This window comes from Dyella sp., assembly GCF_035486915.1.
Lineage (GTDB): Bacteria > Pseudomonadota > Gammaproteobacteria > Xanthomonadales > Rhodanobacteraceae > Dyella_B.
Window position 1 is genome coordinate 1 of the sequence record NZ_DATHMR010000105.1, and the last position, 22,467, is coordinate 22,467.

At 59.5% G+C, this 22,467-nt stretch carries 18 protein-coding genes, 1 tRNA gene and 1 pseudogene; 10 read left to right on the forward strand and 10 right to left on the reverse strand.

Features of this window, described 5'->3' with window-relative positions; genetic code table 11:
• The first annotated feature begins 36 nt into the window (after positions 1 to 36).
• The 9 genes and pseudogenes from murJ (at position 37) to pgaD (ending at position 13,014) form a co-directional block, all read left to right on the forward strand.
• A complete protein-coding gene (gene murJ, locus VK725_RS08455) occupies positions 37 to 1,629 on the forward strand; it encodes a murein biosynthesis integral membrane protein MurJ (protein ID WP_325317662.1) in 1,593 nt (530 codons plus the stop codon).
• A 16-nt stretch (positions 1,630 to 1,645) separates the two neighbouring features.
• Positions 1,646 to 2,599: a bifunctional riboflavin kinase/FAD synthetase gene (locus VK725_RS08460; protein WP_325317623.1), complete on the forward strand. Its 954-nt coding sequence runs from the start codon at positions 1,646 to 1,648 to the stop codon at positions 2,597 to 2,599.
• Positions 2,600 to 2,832: 233 nt separating this feature from the next.
• Entirely contained in the window at positions 2,833 to 5,697 is a 2,865-nt protein-coding gene (ileS, locus tag VK725_RS08465; RefSeq protein ID WP_325317624.1) for an isoleucine--tRNA ligase, read from the forward strand.
• Between the two features lie 173 nt (positions 5,698 to 5,870).
• A complete protein-coding gene (gene lspA / locus VK725_RS08470; protein WP_325317625.1) occupies positions 5,871 to 6,368 on the forward strand; it encodes a signal peptidase II in 498 nt (165 codons plus the stop codon).
• Positions 6,369 to 6,550: 182 nt separating this feature from the next.
• Positions 6,551 to 6,946 (forward strand): hypothetical protein, encoded by a 396-nt coding sequence (locus VK725_RS08475; RefSeq protein ID WP_325317626.1) that lies wholly within the window; start codon positions 6,551 to 6,553, stop codon positions 6,944 to 6,946.
• Positions 6,947 to 7,983: 1,037 nt separating this feature from the next.
• Positions 7,984 to 9,435 (forward strand): annotated as a pseudogene (locus VK725_RS08480) (tetratricopeptide repeat protein).
• 2 nt (positions 9,436 to 9,437) lie between these two features.
• Positions 9,438 to 11,309 (forward strand): poly-beta-1,6-N-acetyl-D-glucosamine N-deacetylase PgaB, encoded by a 1,872-nt coding sequence (gene pgaB / locus VK725_RS08485; RefSeq protein WP_325317627.1) that lies wholly within the window; start codon positions 9,438 to 9,440, stop codon positions 11,307 to 11,309.
• A gap of 2 nt (positions 11,310 to 11,311) precedes the next feature.
• Positions 11,312 to 12,562, forward strand: coding sequence for a poly-beta-1,6-N-acetyl-D-glucosamine synthase (gene pgaC / locus VK725_RS08490; protein ID WP_325317628.1), 1,251 nt, complete (start codon positions 11,312 to 11,314; stop codon positions 12,560 to 12,562).
• On the forward strand, positions 12,559 to 13,014 hold the full coding sequence (pgaD, locus tag VK725_RS08495; RefSeq protein WP_325317629.1) for a poly-beta-1,6-N-acetyl-D-glucosamine biosynthesis protein PgaD: 456 nt from the start codon (positions 12,559 to 12,561) through the stop codon (positions 13,012 to 13,014). Before pgaC ends, pgaD begins: the two co-directional genes overlap by 4 nt.
• Here pgaD and VK725_RS08500 read toward each other — a convergent pair.
• The 3 genes from VK725_RS08500 to VK725_RS08510 form a co-directional block, all read right to left on the reverse strand.
• On the reverse strand, positions 13,011 to 14,486 hold the full coding sequence (locus VK725_RS08500) for a diguanylate cyclase (RefSeq protein WP_325317630.1): 1,476 nt from the start codon (positions 14,484 to 14,486) through the stop codon (positions 13,011 to 13,013). The genes pgaD and VK725_RS08500 overlap by 4 nt on opposite strands.
• 863 nt (positions 14,487 to 15,349) lie before the next feature.
• Positions 15,350 to 15,435: transfer RNA gene (locus VK725_RS08505), tRNA-Leu, on the reverse strand.
• A 27-nt stretch (positions 15,436 to 15,462) separates the two neighbouring features.
• Entirely contained in the window at positions 15,463 to 16,044 is a 582-nt protein-coding gene (locus VK725_RS08510) for a cysteine dioxygenase family protein (RefSeq protein ID WP_325317631.1), read from the reverse strand.
• Positions 16,045 to 16,172: 128 nt separating this feature from the next.
• Here VK725_RS08510 and VK725_RS08515 point away from each other — a divergent pair, with 128 nt between their 5' ends.
• Positions 16,173 to 16,490 (forward strand): hypothetical protein, encoded by a 318-nt coding sequence (locus tag VK725_RS08515; protein ID WP_325317632.1) that lies wholly within the window; start codon positions 16,173 to 16,175, stop codon positions 16,488 to 16,490.
• Here VK725_RS08515 and metX read toward each other — a convergent pair.
• From metX to ccmD, 7 genes are all read right to left on the reverse strand, one after another.
• Complete coding sequence (metX, locus tag VK725_RS08520) at positions 16,487 to 17,587, reverse strand: homoserine O-acetyltransferase MetX (RefSeq protein WP_325317633.1); 1,101 nt, start codon at positions 17,585 to 17,587, stop codon at positions 16,487 to 16,489. The genes VK725_RS08515 and metX overlap by 4 nt on opposite strands.
• An 8-nt stretch (positions 17,588 to 17,595) precedes the next feature.
• Positions 17,596 to 18,651: a tetratricopeptide repeat protein gene (locus VK725_RS08525; RefSeq protein ID WP_325317634.1), complete on the reverse strand. Its 1,056-nt coding sequence runs from the start codon at positions 18,649 to 18,651 to the stop codon at positions 17,596 to 17,598.
• Positions 18,648 to 19,052, reverse strand: a complete 405-nt coding sequence (locus VK725_RS08530) for a cytochrome c-type biogenesis protein (protein WP_414648471.1) — start codon at positions 19,050 to 19,052, stop codon at positions 18,648 to 18,650. Before VK725_RS08530 ends, VK725_RS08525 begins: the two co-directional genes overlap by 4 nt.
• A gap of 209 nt (positions 19,053 to 19,261) precedes the next feature.
• On the reverse strand, positions 19,262 to 19,801 hold the full coding sequence (locus VK725_RS08535; RefSeq protein ID WP_325317636.1) for a DsbE family thiol:disulfide interchange protein: 540 nt from the start codon (positions 19,799 to 19,801) through the stop codon (positions 19,262 to 19,264).
• A complete protein-coding gene (locus VK725_RS08540; protein ID WP_325317637.1) occupies positions 19,798 to 21,771 on the reverse strand; it encodes a heme lyase CcmF/NrfE family subunit in 1,974 nt (657 codons plus the stop codon). The genes VK725_RS08535 and VK725_RS08540 overlap by 4 nt, the downstream gene beginning before the upstream one ends.
• Positions 21,768 to 22,238, reverse strand: coding sequence for a cytochrome c maturation protein CcmE (ccmE, locus tag VK725_RS08545; protein WP_325317638.1), 471 nt, complete (start codon positions 22,236 to 22,238; stop codon positions 21,768 to 21,770). The genes VK725_RS08540 and ccmE overlap by 4 nt, the downstream gene beginning before the upstream one ends.
• Before the next feature lie 26 nt (positions 22,239 to 22,264).
• Positions 22,265 to 22,462, reverse strand: coding sequence for a heme exporter protein CcmD (gene ccmD, locus VK725_RS08550; RefSeq protein ID WP_325317663.1), 198 nt, complete (start codon positions 22,460 to 22,462; stop codon positions 22,265 to 22,267).
• Positions 22,463 to 22,467: the final 5 nt, after the last annotated feature.

The window sequence follows — 22,467 nt, forward strand, 5'->3', positions numbered from 1 at the left end:
ATTGAAGAAGTCGGGAGAGGCATGAAGTCGCCAAGCATGTTACGCGGGCTGCTGTCGTTCAGCAGCATGACGATGGTGTCGCGCGTGCTTGGTTTGCTGCGGGATATCTCGATCAGTCACGTCTTTGGCGCCAACGTGGCCACCGACGCGTTCTGGGTGGCGTTTCGCATTCCCAACTTCATGCGCCGCATGTTTGCGGAGGGTTCATTCGCTACCGCCTTCGTGCCGGTCTTTACGGAAGTCAAAGAGAAAGGTAGCCATGAGGACCTGAAGCGGTTGACGGCATGTGTCGCCGGCACGCTGGGTGGAACCTTGCTGGTGGTCACAGCTATCGGCGTGCTGTTCGCGCCGCAAGTGGCGACGATATTTACGCCGGGTGCTGTCGATGAGCCGCACAAGTTTGCATTGACCGTCGAGTTATTGCGGCTCACATTTCCGTTTTTGTTGTTCGTGTCGCTCACTGCGCTATCGGGTGGGGTGCTCAACAGCTTTCATCGCTTTGGACTACCCGCACTCACGCCAGTGATTCTCAACCTGTGCATGATCGCTGGCGCGTGGTGGTTGTCCAAACGCCTGCAAACACCGATTCTCGCGATGGGCTGGGCCGTGTTCGCGGCGGGCATTTTCCAGGTGCTTTTTCAGCTGCCTGCCATGCGAAAGCTAGGCTTGCTCGCATGGCCGCGTTGGGGTTGGAGTCATCCCGATGTTCGCCGAATCATGAAGCAGATGGTGCCGACGCTCTTCGGCTCGTCGGTATCGCAGATCAATCTATTGTTCGACACAGTGATCGCATCGCTGCTGATTTCCGGTTCGCAGACATGGTTGTCGCAAGCGGATCGGTTCCTGGAATTGCCGCTGGGCGTGTTTGGTGTCGCGCTGGGTACGGTGATTCTTCCGTCGCTGTCGCGTCATCACGTGGCGACCGATCACGAAGGTTTTTCAAAAGCGCTCGATTGGGGATTGCGCACGACGCTGCTGATTGCGGTGCCAGCCATGTTCGGCTTGATGTTGCTCGCCGAACCCTTGGTTGCCACGCTATTCCAGAACGGGCAATTCACGCCCTTCGATACGCGCATGGCGACGCTTTCGGTGACGGCACTGAGTTTCGGCGTGCCTGCCTACGCACAAGTGAAAGTGCTGCTGCCCGCTTTTTATGCGCGCAAAGACACGCGCACGCCGGTTCGTGCCGGTGTCGCGGCGTTGATCAGCAACATGTTGCTGAATGGCCTGTTCCTTGCGCTGCTTTATGCGATGTGGGCGCCAGCGACATTGAAAGCGGAGCCGCTGTTCGAGGGATTGTCCAAAGTGCCGGGACTGCATCTAGCACTGGGCATGGCGAGCGCTGTTGCCAGTTACATCAATCTACTGCTGCTGTGGCGCTGGTTGGGGCAGGCCAAAATCTATGAACGTCAGCCGGGATGGCGGCGTCACCTGATCCGTCTGGCACTCGGTTGCGCGGCGATGACGGTCGTGTTGCTGCTCGGTCGCTGGTATTGGCCGGACTGGACGCAGATGCATGTGATGGGGCGCGTATGGCGGCTGGCGTTCCTCGTCGGCGCGGGCGGTGCGACGTATGTGGCGGTCCTGTTCGCCGCAGGCTTTCGTCTACGCGAATTGCACCACGCTTGAACGCTATACTGACGCGATGATGAAACTGTCCCGGGACGTTGCGGGGCCGTGTGTGGCCCCCGGCGGCAGTGTGATTGCGGTCGGCGCTTTCGATGGTCTGCATCGCGGTCACCAAGCCTTGCTCAATCAGGTGCGCGAACGCGCGCAGGCACTCGGCTGCATGCCGGTGGTGGTGAGTTTTGAGCCGCTGCCGCGCGCGTATTTTTCCAAGGAACCGGTGCCGCGGCTGTCCAGCGTGCGTGAAAAATTGCTGGGGTTTGCCGCGTCGGGCATGCAGCACACACTGCTGCTGCGCTTCAACCAGGCGCTGACTGCCATGTCGGCGGAAGATTTCATCCAGCATGTGTTGATCGAACGATTGAATGTGCGCGAGGTGTGGGTCGGGGCGGACTTCCGTTTCGGCCACAAGCGCGCGGGCGATGTCGCGATGCTGGAACGCATTGGCGCTGGGCGCGGTTTTGCCGCGCACACGATGCCCGTAGTGCTGCTTGATGGCGAGCGTATCTCTGCCAGCCGCGTGCGGGCCTTGCTCGCCGCCGGTAATTTCGGCGCCGTGGCTCCCTTGCTAGGGCGTCCGTTTGTCATCGAAGGCAAGGTGGAATATGGCCAACAACTCGGTCGCACCCTGGGCTATCCCACCGCCAACATCCACCTGCGCGACCGGGTGACCCCGGTGCACGGCATTTTTGCGGTGCGGGTGGGGCTGGGCGAGGGCGAATGCAGTTGGCCCGCCGTGGCCAGCCTGGGCACGCGGCCCACGGTGAATGAGGTCGTCGAGCCGCTGCTGGAAGTCCATCTGTTCGATTTCGACGGAAATTTGTACGGCCAACGCATGGCAGTGGAGTTCGTCGCCAAGCTCCGCGACGAAATGAAATTCGACGGATTGGCCCCATTAAAGGTACAAATGGATCATGATGCGCGTTCGGCCCGGGAGATCCTGGGCATGAACCCGGTACTGATCGGCGAGTAGAAGGCGAGCCCCATGGCGAAGAAAAACCTGCCCGTTCTACGTGATACGACCGCAACAGCGGCCGTGGCGATCATTATTATTTGAAGCACCCGCCGAAGCGCGAGCGCTTGCCGCCGCGCGGCGAGCGAACGTAGGCGCTTCGGTGCTCCGGGTGATACTCGGTTATCGAAGCGGGATGTAAGGACCGGTGGTGCCGTCACGGTGATGGCACCCCACAGCACGGCACCCGAGCGATGACCCAGGACTACAAGAGCACCATCAACCTGCCGCAAACCACCTTCCCGATGCGCGGGGATTTGCCCAAGCGCGAACCGGGCTGGCTGGCCGAATGGGAAAAGGCGGGTCGTTATCACCAGATCCAGGCAAAGACTGCCGGACGTCCGATCTTCCTGCTGCACGACGGTCCGCCGTATGCCAATGGGGCGATCCACATCGGCCACGCGGTCAACAAGATTCTCAAGGACATCGTCGTCAAGTCGAAGGTGCTCGCGGGCTTTCACGCGCCGTATGTGCCGGGCTGGGATTGCCATGGCATGCCGATCGAGATCCAGGTCGAGAAGCAGTTCGGCAAGAACCTTCCCGCTGCAGAAGTGCAGCGCAAGGCACGCGCGTATGCGCTGGAGCAGATCCAGACGCAGCGCTCAGATTTCAAGCGCTTGGGCGTCCTTGGCGATTGGGAACGACCCTATCTCACGATGGATCACGCCAACGAAGCGTCGGAGTTGCGCGCGCTCTCGGAGATGCTGCGCAAGGGGTATGTCTATCGCGGCCTGAAGCCGGTGAACTGGTGCTTCGATTGCCGTTCGGCGCTTGCCGAAGCGGAAGTCGAATATGAAGACAAGACGGACATCGCGATCGACGTGGGTTTTGCCTTCGACGATCCGGCGGCGGTCGCCAAAGCATTCGGCTTGGAAAAACTTCCCAAGCCCAACGGCATGATCGTGATCTGGACGACCACGCCATGGACGATTCCCGCCAACCAGGCGCTCAACCTGCATCCTGAATTCAGCTACAGCCTCGTCGACACGTCCAAAGGGCTGCTGATTCTCGCCACCGAGCGCGTGGAAGAATGCCTGAAGACTTACGGTCTGGAAGGCCATATCGTCGCGTCCGTACCGGGCAGCGCGTTGGGTGAACTGCGCTTCCGTCATCCGCTTTACAACGTCGATCCGGGTTATGCGCGCTTGTCGCCGGTGTATTTCGGCGATTACGTGACGCTCGATACCGGTACCGGCATCGTGCACTCATCGCCTGCCTACGGCGTGGAAGACTTCCTGTCGTGCAAGGCGCACGGCATGAAGGACGCGGACATCATCAATCCGGTGATGGGCGATGGTCACTATGCCTCCACGCTGCCGTTATTCGGCGGCATGTTCATATGGAAGGCTAATCCGAAGATCGTCGAAGCGCTGGATCAGGCCGGTTCGCTACTGCATCAGAATAAGTACACGCACAGCTATATGCATTGTTGGCGCCACAAGACGCCGATCATCTATCGCGCCACCTCGCAATGGTTTGCGGGCATGGATGTTGTGCCCAAGGATGGTGGCAAGACGCTGCGTGAGACAGCGCTCGAAGGTATCGAAGCGACACGCTTCTTTCCTGCGTGGGGTAAGCAACGCCTGCACGCGATGATCGCCAATCGTCCGGACTGGACGTTGTCGCGTCAGCGTCAGTGGGGCGTGCCGATGGCGTTCTTCGTGCATCGCGAAACCGGCGAGCTGCATCCGCGCACACCGGAATTGCTGGAAGAAGTTGCCAAGCGCATCGAGCGAGAGGGCATCGAAGCTTGGCAGAGCATCGAGCCCAGCGATTTCCTCCCCGCGGACGAAGCGGCGCAATACGAGAAAAATCGCGACACGCTCGATGTGTGGTTCGATTCGGGCACGACGCACTGGCATGTCCTGCGTGGTTCGCATGTTGACGTGTCGACATTCCCGGCCGATCTCTATTTGGAAGGTTCCGATCAGCATCGCGGCTGGTTCCATTCGTCGCTGCTCACCGCGTCGATGCTTGACGGTCAGCCACCGTACAAAGAACTGCTCACGCACGGTTTTGCTGTGGATGGGCAGGGACGCAAAATGTCCAAGTCGCAAGGCAACGTCGTCGCGCCGCAGAAGGTGATGGATACGCTCGGTGCGGACATCCTGCGTCTGTGGGTGGCTGCAGCGGATTACCGCAACGAAATGTCGGTGTCCGACGAAATTCTCAAGCGTGTTGCCGACGCGTATCGCCGCATCCGTAACACTGCACGCTTTCTGCTCGGCAATTTGGATGGTTTCGATCCGGCCAAGGATCTCGTGCCGGTCGAAAACAGTGTGCTACTCGATCAGTGGGCGGTGGGGCAGGCATACGAAGTGCAGCAGGCCGTGATCGCTGCTTACGAACGCTACGATTTCCCTGAAATCGTCCAGCGCGTGCAGAACTTCTGCACGAACGAGATGGGCGCTCTGTATCTGGATATCACCAAGGATCGTCTGTACACGATGCCGATCGAAAGTCTCGGTCGCCGCAGTGCGCAAAGTGCGATGTATCGCATCCTCGAGGCGTTGGTGCGTTGGTTGGCACCCATCTTGTCGTTTACCGCGGAAGAAATCTGGCAGCACATGCCGGGTGCGCGCAGCGAAAGCGTGTTGTTCGAAACTTGGTATGACGGTCTGGCACATACGCAAAGTTCTCCCGAGCAGCGTCGTTACTGGTCCGATCTGTTGGCCATTCGCGACACTGCGTCGCGCGTCCTGGAAGATATGCGCAAGGCTGAACGCATCGGTGCGGCGCTTGAGGCGAAGCTTGTATTGCATGCCGATGCCGCTATTACTGCGCGTTACGTCGAGGCTGCAAAAGCGGATGAAATGCGCTTCTTCTTCATTACTTCCGATTTCAGCTTTGCACCGTTGCAGCCACGGGCGGATGACGCAGTTGCCGTAGCACTGGAAGATGGCGAGGCATATGTCACGGCAACTGTGAGCGAGGCGGCAAAGTGCATCCGCTGCTGGCACCGGCGCGAGGATGTGGGTAGCAATCCTGCGCACCCGGAGATTTGCAGTCGCTGTGTCAGTAATGTGGAAGGGCCGGGCGAAAACCGCCACTGGTTCTAAGCTGCCGCTTTGCTCCCCTCTCCCATTGGGAGAGGGGCTGGGGGTGAGGGTTCGGGCAGGGCGCAATGATGATTGCTTGCAGTGGACTTCATCGCCCCGCTTCGATCGTACCCTCACCCCAACCCTCTCCCAAGGGGAGAGGGGCTTTCATCAAAAAACTTTTGAGAACGCCGATGCCTACCAAACCCAATGCGTTGCCCTGGTTGCTGGTGTCCGTGCTGGTTATTGCGCTCGATCAGCTCTCCAAATGGTGGGCATTGACCGCGTTGCAGCCGGCTGGTGTACCGCATCCGGTCATTCCCGGATTTCTTAACTGGACACTCGCCTTCAACACCGGTGCCGCCTTCAGCTTCCTCGCCCAAGGCGGCGGTTGGCAGCGCTGGTTCTTCGTCGGATTGGCGGTTGTCATTAGCGTCGCGTTAATGATCTGGCTGGCGCGCACGGCACGACGCGAATGGCGTACCGCGTTGCCGCTTGCGATGGTGATTGGCGGGGCGCTCGGCAATCTTATCGATCGCCTGCATGCTTCGCAGGTCACCGATTTCATCCAGGTCTATTACCGCGATTGGTATTACCCGACGTTCAACGTTGCCGACAGCGGTATCTGCGTGGGCGCTGTGTTGCTGATTCTTTTCGGGTTGCGTCAACCGGCACCGAACAAGACGTCGTGAAACCTCACGTGATCGCGTAACGGTTGCGCATCAACTTCGACAGGGCCTGCCGTCGTGCAGGCCTTGTCGTTTTGGCGAAGGCCGCATCGCTTTATTCGCAGTCTCTTTACATCGGGTTTCGGCCGTCGGCGTATACGCATAGGAGTGGTGCTCGTTCTTCGTCTAGCTCGAAGGAGGCGTCTATGCGTTGTCGTCTCGTTGGTTTTTGCTTCGGTCTGGTTGCGGTATTGCCGCTTGGCGCGGCGTTTGGCAGCGCGACGCTGCGACCCGGTCCGCGTACGACTTATGTACTGGCAGCCATCATCGACGTGTGCATAAAGACGCATCCCGATCTGGCGGATCAGGGGCTTCGCGCATTCGCCAACAGCGTGGGCCCATACGTCAAAGAGGCTCGCGACTACGTCAGGCAACATCCTGACGCGGCGTATGACGCGCAGTTCAAGGTCCCTAATCTGGGAATTACTCCTGCCCAGCTGGACAACATTTGTCCAAAGATCGCCAGCAGCGGCTGGCCGATGCGGCGTCAGGGCATCGTCAACTGGCAGTTCCGCCAGGGCTACGTCGAAAACATCTGGTGAGCTGAAGCTCGACCCGCGTTGGCCCGGAGCGCCGATCGCCTCGCGTGGCGGGGCATTCTTTGTCGCAATAGGACGCGTACGGGCAATCCGTGCCCGATAGACCGGCGGTCTGCAGCTCGCCGACGGCCTTAGCAGAAAGTTTTCCCACACCCAGTCGTCCGATTGACCTCCATGGGACGCCCCCTATCAAGGCTGTTCGGGCAACGGCGTTGAGGTACGGGGGGCAATCCGGCCATATTGCGGTGCAACATGGTGCGAAAATGAGAACTGCGTCACAAATGGCGCAGTTCTTGCCAGACCTCGTGCAAGAAGTGGGCATCCGGTGATAGGGCTTTTACATGACTTCTCGTTATGCGCCACCGAGGGGGCTACCTCGAACTAAATGTCTATGCACGGGTGATGCAGGAACGTGCATGTCATTGAAATATGAACAAAAAAATCGCATGCAACGCTCGAGGCAGGCAAAAACCGCATTGTTCGTATTTTTGGCTCTATACGGCATTGGCGGTACGGCATTGGGTCAATCAGCGATCCAATCCGTGACCGACGCCGCAAGCTTGTTGGCCATGGCTCGCAAGGAGCGGGCCGCCGGGCATCGCATCGAGGCACTCACCTACACCCAGGACGTTCTGGCCCGCTGGCCGGACAACCTCGAAGCGCGCGAGCTCAACATCCAGATCCTCTCCGAGCTGGGCGCAGCGGCGCGCGCCAAAGAGCTGGCTGCGAACCTGCCGGACGCGGCCCAAAAGATGCGCCTGACTGCTGACTACGATGCCCACGAAGTGCGCTGGGCGCGCGGCGAGCCGGTCAATCCGCATCGTCCCTATGACGAAGCCGACAAAGCCGCGGCCGACATCCGGAAACTCGCCAACGATCCCAACGCACCCGCGGACATTCGTGAGCGTGCGCGCATGGACTTGCTTGCTGTGCTCGATCAAGCCGATCGCGCTGAAGAAGTCCTCGCCAACTACGCGCCGATGAAAAAGCGCGACGAGCAGTTGCCGGCTTACGCAGAGGAAGCCGTCGCCGATGCGATGATGCAAGAGCACGACGCACGCGATGCGATTCCGCTTTATGAAGACAGCATTCGCCGCGATCCCGGCCCTTACGATCCCAGCCAGACCGATCCGCGCATCGGTTTGGCGTACGCGTATCTTGCAGCAGGCCGCGCGCACGACGCACTCAAGACGATCGACGATCTCAACCAACGCGAACCGAAGTGGCGGCATCCACGTGATGTCAAAGGTGCGAAAGAAAACCAGCGCAAGGTGGATGCCGACACCAACGCCGCCTCTATCGAGCAGGATGCCGGTTATCTGCAGGATTCCTATAACCATCTCGCCGCATTAAGCGCCGAGGCCCCCGCGAGCGCCGACATTCGCCGCCAACTAGCGATGGCAGAGCTTGCGCGTGGTTGGCCGCGCCGCGCGATGGAAGCATTGAAAATTGCCGACACCTACGACGAGCGCGACGCGGCCGCCGCACTGGATCAGGCCGATGCGCATCGTGCGATGTACGACTACGCGGACGTCCAAGCCGATCTTGCGCAGGCGCAACAGGAAGCCGGTCGCAGCGGTCGCGTACAAGATGCGCAAGCAGCATGGCAGCGCGAAAGCGGATGGCAGTTCGATGTCACGCACGATAACGGTTGGGGCAACAGTCCCGATTACGGCGATCGCGATCAGGAAACCCAGGCGTCGCTGGCCAGTCCGCTTCTCGACAATCATTGGCGCGTGGTGGCGCTCGCACAGTATGCCTCGGCATCGCTGCCGGAAGGCAATGTGTCGCGCGAACGTGCCGGCATCGGCCTGCAGGCTTTTTTCCACGGTATTGAGCTGTACGCGCAGGTGTTGCCTGCGATCGACAACTTTGTGCGCCGCACGGATTTCGCGGCCGGTTTCAACTGGTCCATCAACGATCAGTGGACGTGGTCGACGGACTGGAGCAGCGCAAGCAACGACGTTCCGTTGCGCGCTCAGTACTACGGAATTACGGGCGACAGCGTCAGCACGGCCGTGCAATGGCGCGCTAGTGAGCTGACGTCCGCGCGTCTGGCGGTGTATCGCGATCGTTTCACCGACGGCAACTTGCGTGAAGGTTGGCTGGCCGATGTCGTCCAGCGTTTACATTAAGGGGAGAACCTGACATGGGATGGTGGCGTAGAAATTGGCGGCTCACACAACAGCGAAGTCGACCGTCCGTACTTCAACCCTTCGGAAGACCGCTCTTACGCACTGACCAGCGTGTTCCAGAACACGCTCAACCAGTACGAAGACCGCAGTTGGACCGAGCGCGTTGATCTGACAGTTGGTGAATACGCCGAGCGCAACTACTCGACCGGATTGCTGGTGAGCGCGCGTTACGGGCAGACGTATCAACCGCGTGCGGGTCTGCGTTTCGGCTGGGGTGTGGCTTGGCATTACCAGCCTTACGACGGCAGATATGAGTCACGGGTCGTGCTCGACCTCTCGATGCATTGGGGAGAGTGACGATGCGCGCGATTCTGCTGACATTGCTTTTGCTTACCACCGCCCAACTCGCGCATGCGGGTGAGATGGTGTACGCACAGCCCAAATTTATCGTGCTCGCGTATCACGACGTGCGCGACGATGTGCCCGACGAGGGCTATCACGATGCCGATGCAACCAACACCGATCACCTCATTGCCCAGTTCGATTGGCTGAAGGGCAACGGTTATCACGTTGTCAGTCTTGACGATGTGGTCAAGGCATCGAAGGGCGGTCCGGCATTGCCCGATCACGCTGTGTTGCTCACCTTCGACGATGGTCTGGAGAGTTTCTACACGCGCGTGTATCCGTTGCTGCGTGCATACAACTATCCCGCCGTCGCGGCGCTGGTGGGTTCGTGGATGGATATGCCCAAGGGCCAGACGATGGCCTACAACGGTGCCGATTGCGCGCGCGACTGTTTCCTGACGTGGGATCAGGTACGTGAGATGCAGAAGTCCGGCCTGGTCGAGTTCGCCTCGCACTCGTGGGGGCAGCATCTTGGCATTCCCGGCAATCCGCAGAACAACCAGATGCCTGCGGCCGTGAGTCTGCGTTACGACATGAGCACGTCCAGCTACGAGACGCAGGAGGCCTACGCGGCACGCTTGCGTGACGACCTTCGCCACAGCTCGGACGAATTATTCAAGGAAACCGGTCATCGCCCGCGTGCGATTGTCTGGCCGTACGGCGCTTACAACCAGATCGCGGTGCAGATCGCGGCGGAAGTGGGCATGCCGATTTCTTTCAGTCTTGGCGACGCGCTTCCGGATGTTCACACCGACGCCACCATTCCGCGTTTGCTTGTAAGCGGGAACATCTCGGCAAATCGTCTGGGTTGGGTGATTCGCCATCAGCAGCGTATCGATTCGGTACGCGCGGTGCAGGTCGATCTGGACTACGTTTACGACCCCGATCCGAAACAGCAGGAACGCAATCTGTCCATCCTGCTCGATCGCATCAAGCGCATGCATCCGAGTCAGGTGTGGTTGCAGGCGTATGCAGATCCCAAAGGCGATGGCGTTGCCGAAGCGACGTACTTCCCAAGCCGCCATCTGCCGATGCGCGCCGATTTGTTCTCGCGCGTCGAATGGCAACTACGTACGCGCGCTTTCGTGCGTGTCTACGCGTGGATGCCGATGCTGGCATTCCGCTTTCCTGACGCCCCGACCTTACCGTCCCTGGGCGGCGAACCCAAGCCTGGCGGAGATCATTACCGTCTGGCGCCGTGGGATCCGCGCGTGCGCCAGTGGATCGGCGATACCTACGAAGATCTGGCAATGCATGCCGATGCAGCAGGCATCCTCTTCTCCGACGATGCTTATATCCGCGACACCGACGATCTTGGTCCGTGGGCGACGATGAGTCCCAATCAGCGCACGCAGGCGCTGATTGACTTCACACACGAACTCACCAATCGCTTCCGCCGCTGGCGTCCGCAAGTGAAGACGGCGCGCAACATTTACACGCGCCCGATCTTCCAGCCGGAAGCGGAAGCTTGGTTCGCACAAAGTCTGCCGGCCTTCCTTGCCGGCTATGACATGACTGCCATCATGGCGATGCCGCAACTGGACAAGCAGTCCGATCGCGCAAGCTGGTATCGCGATCTCGTTGTGCGTGTAAAGGCGGCTGCGCCGGACGCCATGGATCGCTCGTTGTTCGAATTGGCGACGCAGGATTGGCGCACGCAGCAACCTGTTGCCGAGTCGGACGTGACCAGTCGCATCGAGCTGCTTGAAGTCAATGGCGTGCGCCACGTTGGCTACTACCCGGACGACTTCATCAAGAACCACCCAGGATTGGAATCGATTCGTCCGTCGATCTCCATCGCTGATTATCCATATCCGGCGCGCTGACGATGAACGGTCATGCACTCCACCTTCTGCTTGAATTCGCCTTCTTCTATCCGTTGGCGATGTCGCTCGTTTGGATGAGCGGCGGCCTGATCTACTTCATGCGCTGGGAACGCAAGGAACCCTCGCGCGTGAAGCCGCCGGCGTTGTCGTCGTATCCGATGGTGTCGTTGATCGTTCCCTGCCACAACGAAGGCGAACAGGTACGCGAGACGATTGCGTTTTTGGCGGCGCAAACCTATCCATATTTCGAAATCATTGCCGTGAACGACGGTTCGACCGATGACACCGGCGAACAGCTCGACGAATTGATGAAGGAATATCCGGAGCTGCGCGTACTGCATCTTGCCAGCAATCAGGGCAAGGCAATGGGTCTGCGCGCTGCAGCGCTGGCTTCCAAGGCGGACTATCTGGTTTGCGTGGATGGCGATGCATTGCTCGATCCCTACGCGACGCACTGGCTGGTCTCGCACCTGCTCGATAGCGCGCGCGTAGGCGCCGTGACCGGCAATCCGCGTATTCGCAATCGCTCGACGCTGCTTGGCAAGCTGCAAGTCGGCGAGTTCTCGTCGATCATCGGGCTGATCAAGCGTGCGCAACGTGTGTACGGTCGCATCTTCACGGTGTCGGGCGTGATCGCCGCGTTCCGCAAGTCGGCGCTGCACGACGTCGGTTACTGGAACACCGACATGGTGACGGAAGATATCGACGTCAGCTGGCGCCTGCAGATGCGTCACTGGGAAATTCGCTACGAACCCAATGCGTTGTGCTGGATTCTGATGCCGGAGACGCTTCGCGGCTTGTGGAAACAGCGTCTGCGTTGGGCGCAGGGCGGTTCCGAGGTGCTACTGCGCTACGGACTGAAACTCTTGCGCTGGCGTCAGCGCCGCATGTGGGTGGTTGCGGCCGAATACATGGTCAGCCTGCTGTGGTCGTTCGACATGGCGGCAATCGTGATCCTCTGGTTCCTCGGCAAATTCATCGATCTACCGCAGGCGATTCGTGTCGACACGCTGCTGCCCGAATGGAACGGCGTGGTGCTCGGCATGATCTGCATGGGGCAATTCCTGGTCAGTCTGTTGATCGACCGCCGCTATGAAGCACGCATCGGTCGCAACTACTACTGGATGATCTGGTATCCGCTGGTCTATTGGATGCTGACGACCGCGACATCGGTTTGTGCGCTACCCAAAGCCATCTTCAAGCGCAAAGGCACGCGCGCTGTGTGGACAAGTCCCGACCGAGGTTTGCGATGAAAGCTGAATTCATAATTGAAAAACCCGAAAACCAACGTCCGCTGCAACGCGCGACGTTCGCACTCATCACCATGGTGGCGTGGACACTCTGGATTTCGCTATGGATGCCGGTGCTTACGGCCATCGCATGGTTGCTAGGCATGCAGAATGCTTACAAGCAGCTGGGTTTGGTGCATCCGCTGCATGCGGTTGACGATTTGAAGCTGGTCGTGATGGTGGCGCTCGTGAGCTCGCTTTCCATCGGCACGTGGTCGCAATACAACCGCATGCGCTTCTCAGGTAAACAGAAACGCCGTGCCAATCGCCCTCTGGATATCGCGGAGATGGCACCTGCGCTCGCGTCTTCCGTCATTACGGCAAAGCAGTTGCGAGGAGGGCGCCGGTCCGTCATCCACTTCACCGACAACGGTCACATGTATCTCACAGACGACTCGGGTTCGCCGTCCAGCTAATTGGCATGAGTGCCTTGTTCGACGCGATTGCGGCCATTGTTTTTAGCTTCGTAGAGCGCACGATCGGACGCAGCGATCAGTTCGTGCGGTAGAACGCCTTCGCTGGGCGTAACCGTTGAAGTACCTACGCTGACGGTGGCACGCCCGTGCGGGCTGCTGTCATGCGGTATGTTCAATTGGCGCACGAGTTTGCATACGCGCGTTGCCACTTCGCGCGCGCCGGATGAAGTCGTGCCCGGCAAGATGACTGCAAATTCCTCTCCGCCGTAGCGCGCGACCGTATCGGCAGGGCGTTGAAGCGCTGCGTGCAATGCCGCGGCGATCTCGCGGATGCAGTTGTCGCCGGCGAGGTGTCCGTAGCGATCGTTGTATTGCTTGAAGAAGTCGATATCCACGAGCAGCAATGAAATGGATTGCTGTGTCCGCAATGCGACACGCCACTCCCTTTCGAGAGCCTCCTCGAAGGCGCGCCGGTTGCCTACTCCGGTCAGACCGTCGCGCAGGGCGAGCTCCGCGAGCGCCGTGCGATCACTCCTTAGCTCGTCTTCCATTTCGATCTGTCGCACCTGGCTAAGAATGCTGCGCAAGCCATACCCAAGCACCGCAACGAGAATGCCGGCGACGCCGAGATTGAATCGCCTGTGCAGCAGCAGCAAGGAAATGGTGAGCACTGCCAGAGAAAGCAACAGCGGGCTACCAATGCGCACGAAACGCACCAAGCGAGGCGATGGGTTGAGCGCCTTGGGTATGCGCGAGGGCTCGCGCAGTGTCATCAGGGCAAAGGCAAGAAAGGGGACATCTACAACTGCGTCGTACACGCTTCCGATATTCGGTGAAACATCCAACGCAACATGGTGGTTGTAATACGCAGCAGTGATGGCATAGAGCAACGTCAAGCCAGCCAACGTACCGAAGAAATGACGCTGCCTGAGCATGTCCGCGGCGAAGAAGCGGATGAGCGTTGTGATTGCAAGAAACGCGTTTTCCACGTCAAACATCAACGCAACCATGCGCGTGGAAAACTCATCGGGAGAACCGTGCAGGGTGACCCACGAAAACGTCAGCGCGAAATAGAGATAACCCAGCGATATGACCAGCACCGCATCAATGCCGCGCTGCAGGTGGCTGCGGCTGTAGACCCCCACAACAGCCGTCGCGTAGGAAATAGGCACCCCGAAAAGGATGTAAAGCAACATGCTATCGCCAGGCACCTGATTGCTGTTGCTCAGGAAGAGGTCCTGACGAGCGCTGAAAATCATACCCAGCGTCCAGAGGATCAGGCTGAGCGCGGCGAGAATCCAGCCCTGGCTGAGCGCAAAACCCTCGATCATGCAGCGACGCATCGCGATAGCGGAGGCAAGCGACGGGGCTGCAATCAGAAACGCGTACGACACCACGATGGCGTGCGCGGAAATAAGCATGACGAGCACCACGTGCAAAAGAATGAACCCGATTGCGAGCACCACCATCATGTTCTGGCAAAACCCCCTCGTTTCCTTTGGGTCTACCTTAATACATCCACCGCGTGGTGAAAGCGTTTACGTGACAGTGATTCGTGTGTTCATGCGGCTGCGATTGGGGCACAAAAAAGCCCCGGCGAGCGGGGCCGATCTGTTTGGCGATCCTCTGTGTGCTTTCGCAAGCAGGAATCGCGCTTTGTCGGTACCGGTGATAGGCCAGCTATCCCACGATGCTCGAGGCGTAAAGCCGCTTCACAACATGACACCCGCGCGGGCATTGGGTTACACAAACCGCCTCTTGAGGCGATGCAATCGGCCAGCTGTTTGTCAAAAGAGTGGCGTATTTCACATCGGCTTCATTGGTTGATGCCGTAGAACGTTGCGCGGGGTGATCAACCAATGGAGGGATGAATTATGAAGCTCGCTTCTTCGGCCACAATGGCCGCGATTCTGCTCGGAGTCTGTGCTTTCGTCCAATCGGGAACGGCGAGTGCTCTGCCACCTTGCCAGGGCGGTCCTTGTGCTACATGGAAAGCAGAATGCAATGCGGGCAATCAAAGTGCATGCTTTGAGGAAAAAGAGTTATGCAGTGGATGTCCGGGGCGCTCCACCACAACCGATACACCGTCTACCGAGCATGTCGATCGAGATGCAACGCTGGTCGATCCGCGGCATTTAGCTGTCGCCAAATAAGACTTGATTGAAACTCTTGTATGCAAAAGCCCCGCACTCTGTGTCGGGGCTTTTGTTTGCACTCGCGAGATTTGCGTACGTCTGTCTGCCCTTGACCACGGAATGCGTGTGGGGAGAACCGTGGGTAATTCAAACCCCAGAAACTAAAAAACCAAGGCTTTTCACGGCCTTGGCTTCTTCGTTGGTACCGGTGATAGGACTCGAACCTACACGACATCGCTGCCAGTGGATTTTGAGTCCACCGCGTCTACCATTCCGCCACACCGGCCCAGATAGAACGCCTATTATGCCGGGTTCAATTGACCGGGTCGAGACTCAGTTGACGGTCGGAGCGCTCATAGCAGTGATCCGTGCCCTTGGGCTGGAAAACCGCACAGTGGGTCATGTTGCCGGAGTAGATGTGCAGGCTCACGGCCACGGTGTCGTCGCTGGGATTGCGGATCGTGTGGTACTCGTGCGGCGGGATCAGGCTGCCTGCCGAACCCGGGCCTGCCTGGATCGAGCCGACGGGCTGGAAGCGGTAGAGATCGCCTTCGGCACCCAGCTGCTCGTACTGCACGACTTCCAGCGCTCCAGTCCACACACCTTCCACGCACCACATACCGCAGTGATCGTGGATCGGCGTGCCTTGGCCGGGGCCCCACGTCATGGCGACCACGCAATAGCCATGCTCATCGCTGTGATAAAGCTCGCGGCGGGCGTAGCGGTCCCCCGCAGTTTCGAACACACAGTCGGGCAGGGTGATTTCCTTGTTGCGAATCAGCTTGCAGAGGCTGTTACGAAGGCTGTCTGTGATAGCGGGCGTGGTGGGTTGAGCAACCGCCTCGTCGATCGCGTGGATCAACGTCTGACAGCCGGGAAATTCCTTGGTGAGCATGGTGGTCTCGGGCGAATACAGGGGGTTGCCGCACAACCCTATTGAAAAACGAACCGGCTGAAGCCCAGATGAGGCTTCTCTGCTAGCCTACTCTGATCGGTGCCTGATCAGGCCCGAAGGGGGCGTCCATGGGAAGAATGGTGATTGTAGCGTACCGTCCGAAACCGGGGTACGAAGCGGAGCTGGACGTGCTGGTACGCGAGCACGTGCCGTGCCTGAAAGCCTTGGGGCTGGTGACGGATCGACCGGCGCAGGCGATGCGTGCCAAAGACGGCACCGTGGTCGAAGTATTCGAATGGCAGGACGGCGCGATTGAGGCGGCGCACTCCAGCCCACGCGTGGTGGAATTGTGGGAGCGCTTTGGCAATGCCTGCGATTATGTGCCGTTGCGTGAGCTGCCCGAAGCCGAGGCGATGTTCGCGGATTTCGAAACCATCGCGCTTTAGAGCAGCGACAGGAAGCCGCCAATGGCGCGGCTGTAGTTTTCGATGTCGACCAGAAAGGCATCGTGGCCTTGCGGTGAGTCCAGGGCCACGAATTGCACGTTTGCGCCCGCTGCTTCCAAACCCTCCGCAATCTGCTCCTGCTGCTCCAGCGGAAACAGGATGTCGGTGCTGACGCCAATCACCAGCGCCTGCTCGATGTGGATGCGCTTCAGACCTTCGAGCACGCTACCGTTTCCGTATTCGGAAATGTCGAACCAGTCGCTCGCGCGCGAAAGATAGAGATAACTGTTGGGATCGAACGTGCGCACAAAACGTTGCGCATGTCCTTCCAGATACGACTCGACCTGAAATTCAAAACCGAACGGCTGATCTTCACGCTGTTCGGGATCGAGCCGGATGCGCGCGAAACGTCCGTTCCATTCCATCGCAGAGCGATAAGTGATCACGCCGAGCTTGCGCGCGATGCTCATGCCGATATCGGGATAGCGTTCGTTGTCGTACTGTCCATCGTTCCAGTGCGGATCGAGACGGATCGCTTCGCGTTGCAACGAGCGGATGGCGATGGCGAAGGGTTGCGCTTGCGGGGCAGTATCCACGCTGACGTGCGCGCGCACGCTGCCTGGGTGCAGCAGCATGTAAGCCAGCGCGCTCATGCCACCCATGGAACAGCCGATCAGGCAGGCGAGTTTGTCGATACCCAGACTCTTGACCATCGCGTGCGCAGCATGGGCCACGTCTTCCAGCGAAAGATCGGGGAAAGTCAGTCGATAAGGCTCGCCGGTTGCTGGATCGATCGAAGCAGGGCAGGTCGAACCTTTGTCGCTGCCGAGCGAATTCATGCAGATCACGAACCAGCGCGATGTGTCGATGGCTTTGCCCGGACCGATCATCTCTTCCCACCAGCCGGGCGATGGATCGATGTCGTTCGACGTCGCGTGTGCGCTCGGGGACAGACCGGTGAGGATCAGTAGCGCATTGTCGCGTGCCGCGCTCAGCGCACCCCACGTTTCATAAGCGACATGGGCGCCATGCAACGAACCACCACGCTTCATCGCGAAGGGTGTGGGCAGCTGGAAATACTGGCGTGCGTCGCTCATAACATTCCCTAGTTATGCACTTTGTCGATCACGATGCGGATGGGTTTCTTGCTGTCCACCGCAACGACGCCCGCGTTCCCTTCGAGGTCGCCGATTTGCGCGATAGCCTGTCCACTATGGCTGATTCGAGCGCCGACGAAAACCTGTGGCATAGACGATAGTTTCATCGTCGGCACCATGCTCATGGCGTCGGTGAGCGTCACCGTCGTTGGAAGCTTGCTTGCATCCAGGCGTGCAACGGCGACTGGCATAGGCGGCCCGTTTTCTGCCCGAGCGTAGACGAAGAGCGTATCGCCCGCTGCGAGCTTGGTCGTGAGCGCTGGTGCCAGAGAGACGTTCACCCGCAAAGCGGGGCCTTGCGTGCCGCCCGATTGCGCTGCGGCATTGGTGCCCTCGGGCTTGCCATTTACGCGCGCGTCGGCCAGTGCGATCTGCTGTGCGACGGCTTGCGCCACGGTGGAGCCCGGCTGCAATTGTGGTTGCAGCAAGCGCCATATTGCGGCGGCGTCGGCGTATTGGCCCTCCTGGAAATCGCTGATGCCCAGCAACCAGAGTCCGCGTTGATTGTTCGGAGCAAGCTTCACCGCTTGCAGCAACAGATCGCGAGCGCGGCCTTCGATGCGATGATCAGTGCGTGACGCCGCCTCGGCCTCGGCCCAGCCAACCATCGCATTGGTGTCGTTGGGCGTCAGCTGCAGCACATGATCGTACGCATCGCGCGCTTGATCGGGCTGCTGCATCTCCGTTTCGGCTTGCGCCAGCAGCAGCCAGCCCTGTGCATCTTTGGGAGCGGCGACCAGATGCGCACGTAACTCGTCGAGCGCTTTGTGGATGTCCATCCCCGCCTGCGCCTGCGTGGGCACATTATCGATCGTGGACGGCGTCCCAACTAGCCGGTACACACCCGCCACCCCCAGCGGAACAATCAGCGCGATGACGAGCATCAGCACAAACACGCCGCGTGATCGGCCGGCTCGCCGGCCATGTCGCAATAAGGGAATCAACAGGAGCGCGAGCGCCACAGCGATCATCACTGCGGCGGCAATGTAGAAAGCGAACTTCACCAATCGTCCCCATTATCGGTCGGTGCGGTGGGTGTTCCGGCATGGCTGCGTTTGCGGATGGTGTATCCGACAACGAAGCCGCCCGCGATCAGGATCAACAACGGTCCGAACCACAGCAGCCAGGTATGTGTATTGACCGGCGGGTCGTACAACACGAAATCGGAGTAGCGATCGACCAGATACTGTTTGATCTCGGCATCGCTTTTACCTTCCTGCATCAACTCGAACACCTTATGGCGCAGGTCGCGCGCGAAATCCGCGTTGGAGTCGGCGAGGTTTTCATCCTGGCAGACCAGGCAGCGCAGTTCGCCGGTAAGGTGTTGGAAGCGCAGTTCTTCGGCGTGATCGCGGAACGGGAGAGGATCGATAGCTTGTGCCGCGGCGATGCTGCTCGTGATCATCAGCAACGCCATTAAAGCGATGAGCGCGCTGCATACCTTAACCCCACTCCCTTTGGGAGAGGGATGGGGGTGAGGGTGCGCTCGAAGCGGGTCACTCATATCTTTCGGACAACTCGGATTTCGCGCTCTGATCGAACCCTCACCCGCCTGCCGGCACCCTCTCCCGAAGGGAGAGGAATCAGTCAGGAAGTTTGCGATGAGCCGTATCATCACGGCGCGTTTTCCAGTGTCGCAATCGCAGGCATGAGCTGTTGCGCGATGACATCCGGCGTAAGCGGCCCGATGCGCTTGTAGCGAATCACGCCCTTGCCATCGATAAGAAACGTTTCCGGTGCGCCATACACACCGAAGTCGATGGCCGTGTGGCCGGATTGATCGGTGATTACCACGTCGTACGGATTGCCGTGCTGGCCGAGCCATGCCTTTGCATCGGCGGCCTCATCCTTGTAGTCGTAACCGATGACCGGAATGCCAAGCTGTTTGGATTGCGCCATCAACACTGGATGTTCTTCGCCGCACGCAAAGCACCAACTGGCAAACACATTGACCAGATAGGGTTTGCCCAGCATCGAATCCTTGCTGACCATCTGCCTGGGGTCATCCAGTTTCGGCAACACAAAGGCCGGCGCAGGCTTGTTGATCAACGGCGATGGAACAGCGGTCGGATCGTGCGCACTGTTCCACCAGATGCCAAAGCCAAGCAATGCCGCGAGCAGCACAAAAGCGAAGAAAGGAACGAGGCGGCTCATGCCTGCGATTCCCGCACAGGTGTCAGGATCGTTTGCGCAGCCTCCGTCTCGCGCTTGACGCGGAAACGGCGATCCGCCGCGCTGACAAAGCCACCCAGCATCATGAAAAGACCGCCACCCCAGATCCAACGAATAAAGGGTTTGGTGTAGAGGCGCAACGCCCACGCACCTTCGACATGATTCGGATCCATCGGCTCACCCAGCGCGACGTATAGGTCGCGTGTAATGCCCGGATCGACCGCCGATGTCGTTTGCACTTGTTCATGCGAATACGTGCGCTTCTGCGGGTGCATGTCGGCGACAAGCGAACCGTTGCGCATCACCGTTACCACGCCTTGTTCGGCGACCCAATTCGGGCCGGTCGTTTGCGTGACGCCATCGAAACGGAATTCGTAGCCGCCCACCGTGGCGGTTTGTCCGGGACTTAGGCGCACATCGCGCGTAACGCTGAGGGATTCGGAAAGCAGCACGCCGATCACAAAGAGTGCTACGCCAAAATGCGCAAGAAGCATCCCAGCCATTTCAGCGGGATAACGACGCCCGCGCGGCATCTCGCGCCAGCGTTTCGCCATGTAAAGCACGATTCCAACGGCAACCCAGGCGGCGCATGCGACGCCTGCAATCGACTTCAGTTGTCCGTGTACGAAGAACGCCGCAATAACGGCACACGCCGCAGCGGCAATGCCTGCGCGAGTCAGCACTTGAGAAAGAACCGACGTGTCGCTTTTGCCCCAGCGCAGAAACGGGCCGAAAGGCAGCAGCAACATCACCGGGAGCATCAGCAGCGGAAACAGCAAGCCGAAGTAGGGCGGCCCCACCGAGACCTTGCCTATATCCAAGGCATCGCCCAACAACGGGAACAACGTACCAAGCAACACCATCGCTGCCGCAACGGTGAACATCAGGTTGCCGACCAGAATCGCGCTTTCGCGCGAGATCAGCGCAAACGCTTTGCCGCCCGCAACTTTGGGCGCGCGCAACGCATAGAGCAGCAGCGATCCGCCTACCACCAACGCAAGGAAACAGAGAATGTAGGTGCCGCGTCGCGGATCGGAAGCGAAGGCATGCACCGAGGTGAGAATGCCCGAGCGCACCAGGAAGGTGCCGAGCAAGGAAAGCGAGAACGCAAACAGCGACAGCAAAATCGTCCACGCACGCAGCGAGCCGCGCTTTTCCGTGACGGCTTGCGCGTGAATCAACGCTACGCCAACCAGCCACGGCATGAAACTGGCATTCTCAACCGGGTCCCAGAACCACCAGCCACCCCAGCCTAGTTCCGAGTACGCCCACCAGCTTCCCGCCACGATGCCGCAGGACAGAAACCCCCACGCCGCGTTCGTCCACGGACGCGCCCAGCGTACCCAGGATTGCTCCATCGAACCGCCGAGCAACGCGGCAATCGAAAACGCAAAGGCTACAGAGAAACCCACGTAACCCATGTAGAGCACGGGCGGATGGAACGTCATGCCGGGGTCTTGCAGGATCGGATTGAGATCCGCGCCATCCGGCGGCATGGGCAACAAACGTCCGAACGGGTTGGACGTGAAAAGAATGAAGCAGAGGAATCCGACGGAAATGATGCCGAGCACGGCCAGTACGCGCGAGACAAATACATCGGGCAATGACTTGCTGAAAAGCGCGAGCGCCACGGTCCATACGTTGAGGATCAATACCCACAACAACATCGAGCCTTCGTGCGCGCCCCACACCGCGGCGATGCGGTAATACCAGGGCAACTGCAGGTTGGAGTTGTCGGCGACGTATTGCACCGAGAAATCGAAATGCAGGAACGCCCATACGAGAATGAAGAATGCCAAGCCGACGAATACAGCCTGTCCGGCCGCCGCGGGTCGTGCGACAGCCATCAATGCGTTGTTGCCACGCCATGCGCCGATTAGCGGAAGGACGCTCTGCGCCAGCGCGAGTAGCAGCGCAAGGATCAGTGCAAGTTGACCCAATTCAGGTGTCATAGCTGTGGCTTGTCCTGCGCTGCCGATTCGTCGATGTGCTTGCCCTGATGCGCTTTCGCCATCGCGTCTTTCAGTTCTTTGGGCATATAGGTTTCGTCGTGCTTGGCCAGCACTTCTGTCGCGACAAAGCGCGCTCCGTCCATGTGGCCTGTCGCGATGACGGATTGGTTCTCGCGGAAAAGATCCGGAAGAATGCCGGTGTATTCCACGGGCATCACCCCGCCTGCATCGACCACGGTAAAGGTGACCTTGAGCGAATCGTTGCTGCGCTGGATGGAGCCGGCTTTCACCATGCCGCCAAGGCGGAAGTTTTTGTAGCGCGTCGCGTCGCCGTCCTGCACCTGGCTGGGGGTGAAGAGGTAATTCATGTTCTGCTGCAACGCATAGACCACCAGCGCAGACGCCACGATGGCGGCGCCGAGAATGCTGAGGATGATCGTGAGCCTGCGTTTGCGCGTGGGATTCATGAGCGATTCGTTAAGCTGTGCCGCCCTCAGGTAGAGGTAGCGGAGTTCTGGTTAGTGCGCTCTCGGCGGGTGTTTTGTCGTGCCATGCGCCCGCGCAATTCACGTAGCGTTCGGCGACGCCGGAATTGCGGCGCCAGCCAGTCGATCAGCAGCACGACAAAGAACACCCCGTAAGCAGGCCACACGTAAGCGGCGTAACCGCCCATGGCCAAGAACGATTGCAATGAGC

Excerpts from the sequence above, each read along its gene's own strand:
- murJ (WP_325317662.1), top strand. The coding sequence starts at position 37 with ATGTTACGCGGGCTGCTGTCGTTCAGCAGCATGACGATGGTGTCGCGC.
- VK725_RS08460 (WP_325317623.1), top strand. The coding sequence starts at position 1,646 with ATGATGAAACTGTCCCGGGACGTTGCGGGGCCGTGTGTGGCCCCCGGC.
- ileS (WP_325317624.1), top strand. The coding sequence starts at position 2,833 with ATGACCCAGGACTACAAGAGCACCATCAACCTGCCGCAAACCACCTTC.
- lspA (WP_325317625.1), top strand. The coding sequence starts at position 5,871 with ATGCCTACCAAACCCAATGCGTTGCCCTGGTTGCTGGTGTCCGTGCTG.
- VK725_RS08475 (WP_325317626.1), top strand. The coding sequence starts at position 6,551 with ATGCGTTGTCGTCTCGTTGGTTTTTGCTTCGGTCTGGTTGCGGTATTG.
- pgaB (WP_325317627.1), top strand. The coding sequence starts at position 9,438 with ATGCGCGCGATTCTGCTGACATTGCTTTTGCTTACCACCGCCCAACTC.
- pgaC (WP_325317628.1), top strand. The coding sequence starts at position 11,312 with ATGAACGGTCATGCACTCCACCTTCTGCTTGAATTCGCCTTCTTCTAT.
- pgaD (WP_325317629.1), top strand. The coding sequence starts at position 12,559 with ATGAAAGCTGAATTCATAATTGAAAAACCCGAAAACCAACGTCCGCTG.
- VK725_RS08500 (WP_325317630.1), bottom strand. The coding sequence starts at position 14,486 with ATGATGGTGGTGCTCGCAATCGGGTTCATTCTTTTGCACGTGGTGCTC.
- VK725_RS08510 (WP_325317631.1), bottom strand. The coding sequence starts at position 16,044 with ATGCTCACCAAGGAATTTCCCGGCTGTCAGACGTTGATCCACGCGATC.
- VK725_RS08515 (WP_325317632.1), top strand. The coding sequence starts at position 16,173 with ATGGGAAGAATGGTGATTGTAGCGTACCGTCCGAAACCGGGGTACGAA.
- metX (WP_325317633.1), bottom strand. The coding sequence starts at position 17,587 with ATGAGCGACGCACGCCAGTATTTCCAGCTGCCCACACCCTTCGCGATG.
- VK725_RS08530 (WP_414648471.1), bottom strand. The coding sequence starts at position 19,052 with ATGATCACGAGCAGCATCGCCGCGGCACAAGCTATCGATCCTCTCCCG.
- VK725_RS08535 (WP_325317636.1), bottom strand. The coding sequence starts at position 19,801 with ATGAGCCGCCTCGTTCCTTTCTTCGCTTTTGTGCTGCTCGCGGCATTG.
- VK725_RS08540 (WP_325317637.1), bottom strand. The coding sequence starts at position 21,771 with ATGACACCTGAATTGGGTCAACTTGCACTGATCCTTGCGCTGCTACTC.
- ccmE (WP_325317638.1), bottom strand. The coding sequence starts at position 22,238 with ATGAATCCCACGCGCAAACGCAGGCTCACGATCATCCTCAGCATTCTC.